Source organism: Mycolicibacterium sp. XJ662, assembly GCF_053484035.1.
In genome coordinates this window covers 56,684-70,341 of the sequence record NZ_JBEFTL010000014.1, presented here as the reverse complement: position 1 = coordinate 70,341, position 13,658 = coordinate 56,684, and the positions used below count along the sequence as shown (strand labels likewise).

At 65.8% G+C, this 13,658-nt stretch carries 15 protein-coding genes; 12 read left to right on the top strand and 3 right to left on the bottom strand.

Features of this window, described 5'->3' with window-relative positions; genetic code table 11:
- The first annotated feature begins 1 nt into the window (after nucleotide 1).
- The 12 genes from ABQE93_RS25320 to ABQE93_RS25265 all read left to right on the top strand — a co-directional run bounded on the left by ABQE93_RS25320 (nucleotide 2) and on the right by ABQE93_RS25265 (nucleotide 10,577).
- Nucleotides 2-604 (top strand): TetR family transcriptional regulator, encoded by a 603-nt coding sequence (locus tag ABQE93_RS25320; RefSeq protein ID WP_448411545.1) that lies wholly within the window; start codon nucleotides 2-4, stop codon nucleotides 602-604.
- 157 nt (nucleotides 605-761) lie between these two features.
- Nucleotides 762-2,297, top strand: a complete 1,536-nt coding sequence (locus ABQE93_RS25315) for a nitric oxide reductase activation protein NorD (RefSeq protein WP_448411543.1) — start codon at nucleotides 762-764, stop codon at nucleotides 2,295-2,297.
- Nucleotides 2,298-2,331: 34 nt separating this feature from the next.
- Complete coding sequence (locus ABQE93_RS25310; RefSeq protein ID WP_448411541.1) at nucleotides 2,332-3,135, top strand: CbbQ/NirQ/NorQ/GpvN family protein; 804 nt, start codon at nucleotides 2,332-2,334, stop codon at nucleotides 3,133-3,135.
- Between the two features lie 13 nt (nucleotides 3,136-3,148).
- Nucleotides 3,149-3,277 (top strand): hypothetical protein, encoded by a 129-nt coding sequence (locus ABQE93_RS25305; RefSeq protein WP_268875954.1) that lies wholly within the window; start codon nucleotides 3,149-3,151, stop codon nucleotides 3,275-3,277.
- Entirely contained in the window at nucleotides 3,274-3,957 is a 684-nt protein-coding gene (locus ABQE93_RS25300; protein ID WP_448412475.1) for a hypothetical protein, read from the top strand. Before ABQE93_RS25305 ends, ABQE93_RS25300 begins: the two co-directional genes overlap by 4 nt.
- A gap of 19 nt (nucleotides 3,958-3,976) precedes the next feature.
- On the top strand, nucleotides 3,977-4,417 hold the full coding sequence (locus tag ABQE93_RS25295) for a hypothetical protein (RefSeq protein ID WP_448411537.1): 441 nt from the start codon (nucleotides 3,977-3,979) through the stop codon (nucleotides 4,415-4,417).
- The gene (locus tag ABQE93_RS25290; protein WP_448411535.1) at nucleotides 4,414-5,637 is read left to right on the top strand and encodes a cytochrome P450; all 1,224 of its coding nucleotides are present in this window, start codon (nucleotides 4,414-4,416) and stop codon (nucleotides 5,635-5,637) included. The genes ABQE93_RS25295 and ABQE93_RS25290 overlap by 4 nt, the downstream gene beginning before the upstream one ends.
- Nucleotides 5,634-6,683, top strand: a complete 1,050-nt coding sequence (locus ABQE93_RS25285) for an NAD(P)H-dependent amine dehydrogenase family protein (RefSeq protein WP_448411533.1) — start codon at nucleotides 5,634-5,636, stop codon at nucleotides 6,681-6,683. Before ABQE93_RS25290 ends, ABQE93_RS25285 begins: the two co-directional genes overlap by 4 nt.
- Complete coding sequence (locus ABQE93_RS25280; RefSeq protein ID WP_448411531.1) at nucleotides 6,676-7,728, top strand: NAD(P)H-dependent amine dehydrogenase family protein; 1,053 nt, start codon at nucleotides 6,676-6,678, stop codon at nucleotides 7,726-7,728. Before ABQE93_RS25285 ends, ABQE93_RS25280 begins: the two co-directional genes overlap by 8 nt.
- Entirely contained in the window at nucleotides 7,728-8,147 is a 420-nt protein-coding gene (locus ABQE93_RS25275) for a VOC family protein (RefSeq protein WP_448411529.1), read from the top strand. The genes ABQE93_RS25280 and ABQE93_RS25275 overlap by 1 nt, the downstream gene beginning before the upstream one ends.
- Nucleotides 8,144-9,319, top strand: coding sequence for a cytochrome P450 (locus ABQE93_RS25270; RefSeq protein WP_448411527.1), 1,176 nt, complete (start codon nucleotides 8,144-8,146; stop codon nucleotides 9,317-9,319). Before ABQE93_RS25275 ends, ABQE93_RS25270 begins: the two co-directional genes overlap by 4 nt.
- Before the next feature lie 22 nt (nucleotides 9,320-9,341).
- Nucleotides 9,342-10,577 (top strand): cytochrome P450, encoded by a 1,236-nt coding sequence (locus ABQE93_RS25265; protein WP_448411525.1) that lies wholly within the window; start codon nucleotides 9,342-9,344, stop codon nucleotides 10,575-10,577.
- Here ABQE93_RS25265 and ABQE93_RS25260 read toward each other — a convergent pair.
- Genes ABQE93_RS25260 through ABQE93_RS25250 form a run of 3 tightly spaced genes read right to left on the bottom strand, consistent with a single transcriptional unit; the run spans nucleotide 10,521 to nucleotide 13,654 of the window.
- On the bottom strand, nucleotides 10,521-11,876 hold the full coding sequence (locus tag ABQE93_RS25260; RefSeq protein ID WP_448411523.1) for an MFS transporter: 1,356 nt from the start codon (nucleotides 11,874-11,876) through the stop codon (nucleotides 10,521-10,523). The genes ABQE93_RS25265 and ABQE93_RS25260 overlap by 57 nt on opposite strands.
- Nucleotides 11,863-13,338, bottom strand: a complete 1,476-nt coding sequence (locus tag ABQE93_RS25255) for an adenylate/guanylate cyclase domain-containing protein (RefSeq protein WP_448411521.1) — start codon at nucleotides 13,336-13,338, stop codon at nucleotides 11,863-11,865. The genes ABQE93_RS25260 and ABQE93_RS25255 overlap by 14 nt, the downstream gene beginning before the upstream one ends.
- 13 nt (nucleotides 13,339-13,351) lie before the next feature.
- Complete coding sequence (locus tag ABQE93_RS25250) at nucleotides 13,352-13,654, bottom strand: hypothetical protein (protein WP_448411519.1); 303 nt, start codon at nucleotides 13,652-13,654, stop codon at nucleotides 13,352-13,354.
- Nucleotides 13,655-13,658 lie beyond the last annotated feature (4 nt).

Genomic DNA, 13,658 nt, shown 5'->3' with positions numbered 1-13,658 from the left:
CATGACCGCACAGGTGAAGGCGTCGGCGCGCAAAGCGCAACGGCTGCAGACGCGCGAACGCATCCTCGGCGCGGCGATCACCGAGTTCACGAAGTCCGGTATGGCCGGCGCGGACGTCAACGCGATCGCGGCGGCGGCCGGTGTTGCGCACGGCACGTTCTTCTTCCACTTCCCCAGCAAGGAGCATGTGCTCCTGGAGTTGGAGAGCCGCCAAGAGGCGCGCATCGCGACGGAGTTCGCCGAGTTCCTCGAGCACCGCCACGATCTCGTCACCACATTGACCGCGGTGGTGGATCTGGTCACCGACCTGGAACGCCGGTTCGGGCCGGTGCTTTTCAAGGAACTGCTGGCACTGCACTTTTCGCCGACACGGCCTCATAAGGACGAATGGACCGACCACCCGGTGATCGTCCTGCTGGTCCGAGAACTGGAACGCGGCCGCGGCGACGGCGAAGTCCATCCGGAGGTCGACGCCTTCTACAGCGCGACGTTCTTCCTGCTCGGTATCTACGGCGTGCTGACCACCACGGACAACCCGGACACCCGCGACACCATGCTGACCAAATTGGTCTCGACCGCCGTACGCGGCTTGGAAGTGCGATGACCGGTTCGCACTGCCGACGACACAACAACCGAGGAGATCGACGTGTGGGCTTGGATATGGGAGATATTGCGCTACGTAGGGGCGTGGGGTGGCGCCGCGCTGGTCATCTGGTTCTGGTACTGGATGTTCTCCAGCCTCGGCACGTTCTAGGCCAGCCATGACTGATCTGTCCGACGCTCACGCATTGGCGGTCGAACGCAGTTGCGCGGTCACCGCTGTCGCACTCAGCGGACAGCGCCGCGAGGGCGTGCGCCTGGTGACCGGTGAGCATCGCCAGTTCAGCCTGAACGCGGGGCTGGATCACGTGCTGGTGCCGTATCCGGTCCTGGCGCGCGACTGGACCCGCAGAACCCTGACATTCGGTGTTGCGCTGCAGTGTTCACCGTCGAAGGAGCGGCTCGCCCACTTCCGCCTCAACGAACTCACGGCGCGTGAACTTCGCGCGCTCACGCTGGTCGAAGCGGGCGTCGCGCTGGGTTGGGTCGCGGCCAACTGGCCCGGCCTGATGGTCGAGGCGCAGCGATTGCTGCCCGATCTCGAGGTACTGCCCGAGGATATGACGGCCGACGCGATGCTGGAACACGCGATCTCGTTGACGCGCAACGGCTATCCCGTCGGCGACGTCCCCGCCGTCGTGGGCAGGCTGCCCCTGGCCTACACGGTGCCGCAGGGCCTGTCGGACAAGCTGCGGCGCAGCTTCGGCCGGATGCCGTGGACCACGACCCAGAAGCGGCTGCCGCGGCCCTACTCCGTTCCGGTCGGCGGCGACGGCGGAGTCCGCAACCCCAACCTGCCTCCGCCCAGCCGCCCCCAGGACAACGACCTCGATCTCACCCCGGATCACCGGCCCGGCATTCCCTATCCGGAATGGAACGCCTGGACAAAGAGTTTCATGGCCGATCACGTCGCCGTGCTCGAACGCGCGCACGCCAGCCGCAACCGGCAACCCGGAACGGTGTCGGCCGATCTACGCAAGTGGTTCACCGAACACACCCACCGTGCCATGAAGAACCGCCTCGAAGACGGTTCGGACCTGGACGTCGAGCAGTATGTCAACCACTACATCGACCTCACGACCGGCGAGGCCATCGAACCCCGCATCTTTCGTGAGCTGCTGCCCAGCAGCCGCGACGTCACCACCGCGCTGCTGTTGGACGGCAGTTCGTCGCTGGGGGTACACGGCGGTCGGGTCTTCAAACTCGAACTGGCCTGTGCCGACGCACTGTCACGCGCGATGACACTGGCCCGCGAACGCCACGGCATCTTCGTGTTCACCGGCAACACCCGGCACCGGGTCGAAGTCAACTGCCTCAAGGACTTCGAGGACCGGCGCTTCGTTCCGCCCAGCCGGCTCGGCCTGTCGGCCGGTGGCTATACCCGGCTCGGGGCACCGTTGCGGCACCTGACGAACCGCCTGCTGGCGCAACCGTCGGAACGTCGGCTGCTGATCGTGATCGGTGACGGCCTGATCTCCGACGAAGGATACGAAGGCCGCTACGCATGGGCCGACGCGGCGCACGCGGTCGAGGAGGCCAACGACGCGGGCGTCTCGATGTACTACGTCGGTGTCGGGCCCACCCGCGTCGACCCACTTCCCGAGGTCTTCGGACCTCGCCGGTCCCAACGCATCCGGCGCGTGGAAGACCTGCCACGGGTGCTCGCCCACGTCCACCGCGAACTCGTCGCCGCCTGACCGCACCACCAACCCGAGGGAGCTTTAAGCACCGATGACCACCGACACCTACTACTCGAACGGCAACGAGGTCCAGTTGTTCGAGCAGGCCTACCACCAGCGCCTGCCCGTCATGCTCACCGGGCCGACGGGCTGTGGAAAAACGCGGTTGGTCGAACACATGGGGGTGCTGCTGCGCCGACCGGTCGTCACGATCAGCTGCCACGACGACCTGACCAGTTCGGATCTCGTCGGCCGGTTCATGGTCACCGGAGGTGACGTGGTGTGGACCGACGGACCGCTGACGCGGGCCGTCAAGGCCGGCGCGATCTGCTACCTCGACGAGGTGGTGGAGGCACGTCATGACTCACTGGCCGTGCTGCATTCGCTGACCGACCACCGACGCACGCTCTATCTCGACCGGGCCGACGAAGTCGTCCAGGCGCCGGAGACCTTCATGCTCGTGTGCTCGTACAACCCCGCATACCGAAGCTCGCTGAAGGAACTCAAGCCGTCGTTTCGGCAGCGGTTCGTCACCCTGCCGATGAGATACCTTCCGCCTGAACGTGAGGCCGAGGTCATCGTCGCCGAGACGGGCATCCCGCTGCAGACGGCGACGCGGCTCGTCGCGTGCGCCACCGCGATCCGCACCGCCGACGAGGCGTTTCACTTCGAGCCCCCGTCCACCCGCGTCCTGGTCACCGCCGCCTACCTGATCGCCGCGGGTGCAACGGAATTGGATGCCGCCGAAGCCTGCATCCTCGCGCCGTTGTCCAGTGACGGTGCGGTGACCGACGGTCTACGCGAAGTGGCCGTGGCCAGCTTGGCCGCCGCCGACAACTCGAGCAAGCCGCACTGAGAAGGGAGTTTCGATGGACCCCAAGGAGAAGCAGCGCAAGAAGGCGCTCATCATCCTGCAGATCGTCATCTACGGCTATCTGCTCGCGATGTTCCTCATCCAGCTCTACATGTCGTTTGAACGTGGTTGGTGGTCGCTGTGAGCGCTACGGCCACAGTCAGTCTCGAGGATCACCACGAAGAATCGCGCGTCGCGCAACGCCGAGCCGACAAATGGATGATCGTGGGCGCCGGGCTGATGGGTATGTGGGCGCCGGGCCTCATCGGGTTCCCGATCTTCATGCGCGGGGTCTGGCTGCAACGGCAGGCTGCCCGCGCCGGCCTGTCCGTGCGCCCGATGATCGTCACCCTCATCGGATACCTGGTGTTGATCGACGGCATGCTCAACAGCCTGGGCTGGGCGCTGGACCTGGTCGCCAACCACACGCTGATCAACCGGGTGTTGATGATCGGGTGGGGCCACATGTTCGACGCCGCGTACTTCTGGCACTACAACGAACCATGGGTGGGCGGTTCCGCGGTGCCCGGCGAAAAGGCCTACGTCGCCGGCCTGATCCTCACTGTCTTCGCGATGCGCTGTGCCGCAGCGATCGGCTTCTTACAGATGAAGCGCTGGGGCCACCAGTGGATGATCATCACCTGCTGGATGGGCGTGGTCATCTGGTGCGCGTACGTGTTCAACATGACGATGTACGCCGACGTGCGCTACGCAGGTGTTCTGTTCCCCGTCATCGGCTGGTGGATCTACGACATCTTCTACATCACGCCGTTCCTGGCTATCCCGTACCTACACACGGTCAACCGCGAAATCTTCTCCGACTGAACAGGTTAAGGAGCACCTCATGACGTCACCATCGGATTCGTCGGCCACCGACGAGAAGGACCCCGCCGAGGACCTGCCTCCCGGCACAACGCCCTACTACGCGCGGATGCACAAATACATCAAGCGCGCGGTGCTCGTCTGCCTGATCGCCCTCGTCATCGAGGGTGCGTTCACGTTGCCGTTCATGGCGGTGTGGTACGGGTACCCGACGCTGAGCCTGACCGAGATCTGCAGCGGCCTGCTCAAGGTCCGCTACTCCGACGACACCCTCGAGTGCAAGGTTCCGTATCCGCCGCTGGGTCCCCCGGAGGGGGCCGAGGGCAAGGACACCGCACAGGACGAGTGGGGGATCCAGCCGGTGCCCAAGTACGACCGGATCGGGTTCCGTGAGCTCGTGCGGATTCACGAAGAGAGCGAAGCGCGCAAGGCCGCTCAGCAGCAAGAAGATTCGGCTCAGTGAGTTCAAAGCGACCCGAAGAGCACGCGCGCAACTGGGACTTGCGCCACGAGGATTTCAACGACAACGACTTCCTCTACGACGTGTACTCGGTGATGCGGCGGACGTCACCGTTCGCCCACACCGACACGCCGTTTCTCAGCGCGACCCCCGGCGGAGCCTGGGTGGCCGTGCGCTACGAGGAGTGCTACCGGATCTTGCAGGACTGGCAACACTTCTCCAGCAATCCGACACCGGAGGCAAGTGAGCAGTTGGCGGGCGATCTGGTCATCACCCTGGATCCCCCGCGCCAGCAGAAGTTCCGCAAGGTGCTCAACCCGTATTTCTCGCCGGCGCGGATGAAGGCGCTGCGTCCGCAGATCCGCGAGGAGACCGATCGGCTGATCGACGGTTTCATCGAAGCAGGAAGCGGTGACCTTGCCGATGTGGCGTGGCGCCAGCCGGGAATCGTCTTCTTCAAGTATGTCCTGGGCATGCCGATCGAGGACGTCCCGTTGTGCGTCGAGCTCACCGACTCCGCGCTCAACGGTGACACCGAAGAGATCCGGATGGCCGCTTGGGGCGGGCTGTATCAACATCTGCACGACGGGGTGAGCGAGCGCGCCACCCAATCGCCGCGCGACGACATGATCGACGTGCTGCTGACGGCCGAGATCGACGGCGAGCGGCTTCCGTTCGGCGACGTGGTGGCCAATGCGATGCTGCTGGTGCAGGCCGGGCTCGAAACCACCGCCAGCGCTATGTCGTTCGCCTTCCACTATCTGGCGACCAACCCCGATGAGCGCGACCGTCTCATCGCCCAGCCCGACATCCTGGGCCGCGCCGTCGAGGAGATCATCCGCTTCGGCGGGTCGATCCACGGAATCCCGCGCACGGTCGCCAACGAGGTCGAACTGAACGGGCAGACGTTCTGCCCCGGGGAATCGGTCATCGTCAACTACGCGTCGGCCAACCGCGACGAACAGGTGTTCCCCGATGCGGACCGGTGCATCCTCGACCGCCGCGAAAACCGGCACCTTGGGTTCGGCGCCGGCGTGCACCGCTGCCTGGGGTCCAACCTCGCCCGCCTCGAACTGCAGGTCGGCCTCGAGCAGGTGTTGGCGCGCATGCCGGACTTCCGCCTCGACCCCGGCCGTCAACCGCATTTCCACGGAAGCTCGGTCACCCGGGGATTCCGCTCGGTGCCCGTGGTTTTCGCCCCGGCGCAGCGGTCTGTGGCATGACCTACCGCATCGTGCAGTGGACGACGGGCAACGTCGGCAAGCGATCCGTGCGTGCGGTCGCACTCAACCCGCAGTTGGAGCTCGTCGGCTGCTACGCGTGGTCGAAGGACAAGGTGGGCCGCGATGTCGGGGAGCTGTGCGGCATCGAGGCTTTGGGCGTAACCGCCACCGACGATGTCGAAGCCCTGCTCGCGCTCCAGCCCGACTGCGTGGTGTACAACCCGATGTTCGCCGACGTCGACGAGATGGTCCGAATCTTGAGCGCGGGCATCAATATCGTGTCCACCTCGGAGTTCATCACCGGCCATTTCCTCGGTGCGGGCCGTGACCGCATTCTCGACGCGTGCCGAGCGGGCGGATCGACCGTCTTCGGCAGCGGCATCAACCCCGGCTTCATCCAGCTCTTCGCGATCGTCTCGGCCGGCCTGTCGGAGCGCGTCGAAAAGGTCAGCGTCACCGAGGCCATCGACACCACGATCTACAACTCGCCGGCGACCGAAAAGCCGATGGGCTTCGGCTATCCCGTCGACCAGCCGGACCTGCCCGCGATCACCGAGAAAGGTTCAGCCATCTTCGGCGACGGTGTCCGCCTGGTCGCCGACGCACTCGGAGTCAAACTCGACGAGGTGCGTTGCGACGTCGCGTACGCCCAGACCACCGAGGATCTACATCTGCCCGGCGACTGGACGATCGCCAAGGGTTGTGTCGCCGGCGTCGACGTCGCCTGGTTGGGAATCGTCGCGGGCAAAGAGGTCATCGAGATCCGCGGCCGGTGGCGCAAGGGCCAGACACTGGACCCGGACTGGGAACTGGACATGGGCTACACCGTCGAGGTCCGCGGCACACCGACGATCAAGGCCACGCTGAGCTTTCTGCCACCTGCCGACTTCGTCGGCGAAACGTTGGATGACTACATCATGCTGGGGTTGTCGATCGTCGCGATGCCCGCGATCACGGCGATACCCGCCGTTGTGGCGGCCCCTGCAGGCATCGCCACGTATAACGATCTGCCACTACTACTTCCGCGGGGAGTCCTCCATGTCTGAGAAAACGTATCGGGTGATCCAGTGGATGACGGGTGACGTCGGACAGGTCGGGGTGCGGCATTTCGCGCAGTGCCCGGTCTTCGACCTGGCCGGGGTTCTGGTGCACGACAAGGACAAGGTCGGCAAGGACGCCGGAGAGATCGCCGGCATCCCACCGATCGGGGTGCTCGCCACCGACGACGTCGAATCGATGATCGCCTTGGACGCCGACTGCGTGTTCTACACACCGGTGATCATGGACGTGGACACCGTCTGCCGGCTCCTGCGCTCGGGCAAGAACGTCGTCACCACGAGCGGCCTGTTCTATCCCACAGATGATTTCCGCGAGCCGGGGGATAAGGTCCGTGCCGCCTGCCAGGACGGCGGCACATCGTTTTCCGCGGGCGGCATCCACCCCGGCTATGCGGGCGACATCCTGCCGCTCACCCTCGCCCGCGTCGTCAGCCGGATCGACAAGATCCAGGTCTACGAAGTCGTCAACGTCCTCACGGACGCGCCCCTGGACCACATCGACTGGATGGGGTTCGGCAAGGAGCGCGACAAGTTCCTCTCCGAGCCAACGATCCTCGGCCTGGGCGTGTCATTCTTCGCCCAATCCATGCACATGGTCGCCGACGGCCTCGGGATGGATATCGACGAGGTGAAAGCCGATCTGCGCGCGGCCGTTTCGACCGACGACATACCGCACGAACTCGGCGCCATCCCGCGCGGCACCGTGGCCGCCCAGCATCACGAGTGGACCGCCTGGGCCGATGGCAAGCCGCGGATCGTCTACCACGCCATCTATCTGACCGCGGGCCCCGACAAACTCGACCCGCCGTGGGACTGGGGGAAAACCCGCTACCGCATCGTGATCGAAGGTGACCCGCCGACCGAACTGACCCTGCAGGGTGTCGAGGGGCCGGACGGCACGATGGTCCACCCGGGCTACGACTGGACCGCGATGGGCGCCATCAACACGATCCCCGACGTCTGTGACGCCCCGCCGGGCTGGCTCACCCACCACGACCTCGGCCTGGTTCGACCGCGCGGTCTGGTGCGCTGATGAGCGACGGCGGTTCGCGGCTGCACCACGTGGTCTTCGCCGTCGCCACCGAACGCCAAGCCGACGTCGCCCGGATGTTCACCGAGCTCGGCTTCAGCTTCAACGCCGCCGATCTGACCGAGCTGGGCGTGACCGTGCAACTGGACTGGGACGGCGGGCTCGAACTGATCAGCCCCATCCCGGGGTCCACCGCGTCGGTGGCGTTGTCGGTCAACGACTTTCTGGCCGCAAACGGCGACGGCGTGTATACGGTGGTGCTGCGGGTGCCCGATGCCGCAGCAGCCGAGGCGGTGACCGACCGGTACGGCGCGGTCACCCGGTTTCGCCAAAGCTTCTCCGGCGACGGCTCCTATCTCGACGAAATCGACCTCTCTGTGTTCAACCTGCCAATCACCCTCCTAGCAACGGACGTGACATGACCGACATCTCTGCCAACCTGCCGCCCCCAGTCCGCTACGAAGACCTGCCGATGGCCCACGACCGCGGTGCGGGCTGGGCGAAACTTCGTGACCTCGGACCGGTGCTGTACGGCGACGACTCGTACTACTTCACCCGCCGCGAGGATGTCCTTGGCGCGCTGCGTGATTACGAGACCTTTTCGTCCCAAACCAGCTATGACGACATGATCAGCCCGGTGCCTATGGCGCCGCTGGGGTTCGACCCGCCCGAACACACGCGTTACCGCCGCATCCTGCATCCGTTCTTCAGCCCACAGAAACTGAGCACCGTCCTACCGTCGTTGCAGGCGCAGGCCATCAGCATCATCGACGACATCGCGCACCGAACCGAGTGCGAGATCATGGCCGACCTCGCCACGCCCTACCCCTCCCAGGTGTTCCTCACCCTGTTCGGGTTGCCGCTCGGGGACCGGGAGCGGCTGATCGCCTGGAAGGACGCCATCATCGCCGTCAGCCTGGCCAAGGACCCGACCAGCGTCGACCTGACCCCGGCGGCGGAGTTGTTCTCCTACCTCACCGAGGCCGTGCACCGGCAACGACGCGAACCACGGGACGGAATCCTGTCGCAGTTGCTGCACAGCGATGACCCGTTGACCGATGAGGAGGCGACCGGGCTTTCGCTGGTTTTCGTTCTCGCCGGGCTCGACACGGTCACCTCGGCCATCGGCTTCACCATCCTCGAGCTGGCCCGGCGTCCCGAACTGCGCGAGCAGCTTCGCGAAAAGCCCAGCGATATCGACGGCTTCGTCGAGGAGATGATCCGGCTGGAGCCGCCGGCGCCGACGATGGGCCGACGTACCACCCGACCGGTGACCGTCGCCGGCGTGACGCTGCCGGCCGGAGCGGAAGTCAGGTTGTGTCTGGGCGCGATCAACCGCGACGGCAGCGACGCCACCTCCGGCGACGACCTCGTCATGGACGGCAAGGTGCACAAGCACTGGGGGTTCGGCGGCGGACCGCACCGCTGCCTCGGTTCGCACCTGGCCCGGATGGAGCTGAAGATCGTCGTCAGCGAATGGCTGCGCCGGATACCGGATTTCGAACTGGCGCCCGGGTATACCCCCGAGATCACGTGGCCGTCGGCCACCTGCACGCTGCCGCAACTGCCGTTGCGGCTCGGTGCAGCAACTTAGCGCCAGCACAGAGGAGAAAGCCATGACGGTCGGGGCCGCGAAACCCAGTGTCTTCGAGGCCGGGCTTCCGACGCTGGACTACGACCTCACCGCCACGCCGCAACAGATCTATCCGCAGTTCCGGGCCGCCCAACAGGTCGCGCCGATCGCATTGGGGCCCATTGGCCCCGAGGTGATCTCGTATGAGCTGGCCAGGACGGTGCTTCGCGACCCGCGGTTCGGGATACCGCAAGGCATCCACCTGTCGGCCCACGGGATCAGGTCGGGGCCGCTGTGGGACAGGGTGACCCGCAGCATCTTGAACATGGATGGCGACGAGCACCGGCGACTGCGCGGCCTGGTGTCGAAGGCCTTCACACCGCGCGGCACCGCGCGCATCGACCCCACCATCCACGCCGTGATCAACGAGCTCATCGACCGAGTCGCCAACCATGGTGGATGCGAGTTCGTGGCCGACATCGCCAGGCCGTACCCGATTCCGGTGATCTGCGCGTTACTCGGTGCGCCACCCGAAGATTGGCAACACTTCTCGCGGTGGGCCGAGGACATCTTCAAGATCGTCAGCTTCGATTGTGACCTCGCCGCAGAAGAGCCGGTGATCTTGGCGGCGTGGGGTGAGTTCGACGACTACATCGACGAGATGATCGAACGCCGGCGGGACCGACTCACCGACGACCTGCTATCCGAACTCATCCGCGCCGAGCACGACGGCGACCGGCTCAACCAAGGTGAACTGCGTATGCTGGCGTTCAGCATCCTGGTCGCCGGTACCGACACCACCCGAAGTCAACTGGCCGCGTCGATGCAGGTGCTCTGCGACCACCCCGACCAGTGGGCGTTGCTTCAGGACCGCCCGGAACTGGCGATGCACGCCGTCGAGGAGACCATGCGCCACTCCCCGTCGATGTGCAGCACCGTGCGCAGTGCCATCGACGACGTCACGCTCGGCGAATACACCTTTCCCGCAGGCACGTTCATCATCGTGAACACCTATGCCGCCAACCGGGACCCGACGATCTACGACGATCCGACCCGCTTCGACATCACCCGAAGCGACCCTCCCGCCATTCTGACGTTCGGCGGCGGTGCGCACTACTGCCTCGGCGCCAACCTGGCCCGCCGCGAACTCGCCGAAGCGCTGACCATCCTGGCGCGCCGGATACCGAACGTGCGACGCGTCGGGCAGGCGCCGTGGAAGCCGCTACTCGGCATGAGCGGACCGACCGCCCTGCACGTCGAGTTCGACGCCGTTGTGTGAGTTGCGTGAGTGACGTGAGGCGCGCGACCATCCGCCGGGCAGAAAGCACGCCGACACCGCCGAGATCACCGACACCACCACGAGATAGGCGACGATCGCGTTGCTGGTGTGCGTCGCGGCGTACAGGGCGGTGGCGATCGTCGGCGCGAACGCCGAACCCACCACCTGCGACAGCGTATAGCCGATCGACACCCCGCTGTAGCGCACGTCGGCGTCGAACGAGAGGCTGAACAAGGACCCGGTGACACCGGCCGCCGGCGCCATCGCGAAGCCGAACACCAACAACAGCGCGGCCAGAAACATCGCCGGTCTGCCGGTGTTGATCAACGTGAACGCGGGCCAGATCGACAGCCCCATCGCGACCACCCCGGCGACGAAGACCGGTTTGCGGCCCACCCGATCCGACAGCGCACCGAACATCGGATACGTCACCACGGCCACGACTGCAGCGACCGAAACCCCGAAAAGTGCTGCGGTGCGGTCGATCCCGGCCACCCTCGTCGCATACGACACCAGGTAGGCCACGCAGATGTAGGCGAACACCCCCTGCGACAGATAGGCGCCGGCGACCAGCAGAATCTGCTTGGGATGCTTGCGGAACGCTTGGGCGATCGGCATCCGCACCACCTGTGAACGCTGCCTCAGGACATCGAAATCGGGGCTTTCGGTGATCGAAAGCCGGATCACCAGGCCGATCGCGATCAGCACGGCGCTGGCCAGAAACGGGATGCGCCAACCCCATGCGAGAAACTGCGGATCGGGCAGACCCGACACCGCGAAGAACGCCAGCGTCGCGGTCGCGGTGCCCGCCGGCGCGCCCATCTGCGGAAAGGCGCCGTAGAGACCCTTGCGGTCCGCGCTCGCGTGCTCGACGGCCATCAGCGTGGCGCCACCCCACTCCCCGCCAACCGCGAAGCCCTGCACCAGGCGCAGCAGCGTCAACAGGATGGGCGCGGCGATGCCGATCTGGGCGTAGGTCGGCAACAAGCCCATCAACACCGTCGTCGTGCCCATCAGCAGCAGCGAGTACACCAGCATCTTCTTGCGGCCCACCCGGTCACCGAAATGGCCGAACACCACGCCGCCGAGCGGACGGGCGACGAAGCCGACACCGAACGTCGCGAACGACAACAGCAGTCCCATCGCGGGAGACGCCTCCGGAAAGAACAGCTTCGGAAACACCAACGCGGCGGCCGTGCCGTAGATCAGGAAGTCGTAGAACTCCACGGTGGTGCCGATGAAACTGGCGAACGCCACCCGCATCGGGGAGGTTGTCGCAGGGGTATCAGTCGCAGACATCGTTCCCTTTCGGCGCCCATAGCTGTGTCGGAGACGTGCGGCCCCGCAACAGCACTTCTGAATGATCTGTCGCCCAATGCCTTTGCTCGACCTCACCTGCGCATTCGAGCGCCGCGGCCGAACACAACACCCGGCTCTGGTACTCCTTGGCGAGGTCGGCCAGCCGGGCTGCTTCGTTGACCGCGTCACCTACCACCGTGTACTCGTAGCGGTTCTGTCCACCGATGTTGCCGGCGAACACCGGTCCCGCCGAGACACCGATGCCGAAGTCCACTGGAAGACGGCGCAGTTGGCGCCGCAGGGAACGCGCGGTGGCCAGGCCGGCCGCCGCCGGATCGTCGATGCGCAGCGGCGCCCCGAACACCGCAAGCGCCGCATCACCTTGAAACTTGTTGATCAGACCGTGGTGGGCGTCGACTTCGTCGACGACGATCCGGAAGAAGTCGTTGAGCACTTCGGCCACCTCGTGCGGTTCACGCGTCGCCGCCAGTTGTGTCGACTCCACCAGGTCGACGAAAAGCACGGTGACCTCACGCTCATCACCCGAGAACGATTCGTCGGCGTCGATGGCACGGCGCGCGACTTCTTCCCCGACGTGACGGCCGAACAGATCCCGCAGCCGGTCGCGTTCGCGAAGTCCGGCGACCATGCTGTTGAAACCTCGCTGCAGTCGCCCGATCTCGGACCACTCATAGACGGCGACGGACCGGTCGATGTGGCCGCGTTCCACTTCGGCCATGGCTTGCACGACTTCCCCAACGGGATCCGAGATCGACATCGAGGTCAGGATCAACGAGCGCAGGCCCAGGACCACCGCGACGAGTGCCAACACCAGCAGCGCAAGGTCGATCGGGGTGGTCGCCTCGATGATCCAACCGCGTGACTGCATGACCACCAGCAGCGCGATGCCCAACCCCGGCAGGGCCGTACAGACCGTCCACATCAGCACCAGCCGGGCCCGCACGCCGGGCGCGGTCAGCCTCCGCGTCGTCGCATCCGGTGACACCCCGGCCAACACCGGACGCAGGGTGCGCAACGTGAACAGGAACCCGGTGCACAACGTGGCAAGCGCGCCGAACAGCATGGCCGATGCGATGACTACCTGAACCTCGGTGCCCGCGCGGAGGTTCAAGGGGATCAGCACAGCGGCGGTGAGCACCCACGGCGCGACGGTGATCGCCGACTGGCGGCGCAGCGTCTTGAGGGTCGCCTGGCGTTCGGTTTCGGTCGGTTGACGATTCTCGCGAAGCCAGCGCAGGGACGGTTTGATGATGAGCACCGCCCCGACGAGGACGGTCGCGGTGCCGATGCAGATGAGCAGCGCCGCGGTGACGACGTTGGCAACGGTGGCGGCGCGTCCACCGCTGAGGGCCAAGACGATCGCGATGACCTCGGCGACCGTCAGGAGATAGGCGAACGTAAGGCCTGCCGCGTAGCGGGCGAGCAGGCGGCGTGGCCTCACAAAGTGGAAGGTATCAGTCGCTCGCGGGCAGCGGCTTGGCTTCCTTGAGAGACAGCGGTGTCGCGCCGACGCTCAGCGTGCCCGCGCCGGCTTTGGTGACGAGCACCTCGGCGCCGTTGTCGTCGACGTAGCGCTTGCCCATCGCGTTGCCCTCGGAGAACTCGGGGTCCAAGGCGGCGCCGGCATCCTTTTCGCCGTCCAGCGGGATCATCGGGACGCCGCCGGCGCGGAGGTCGTCGAGGCTGTCGGCGCTGCGCACCACGATCACCTGGGTGTCGCAGACCTGGCTCTGCAGTCGTGTGCCGTTCTTGATCATGTTC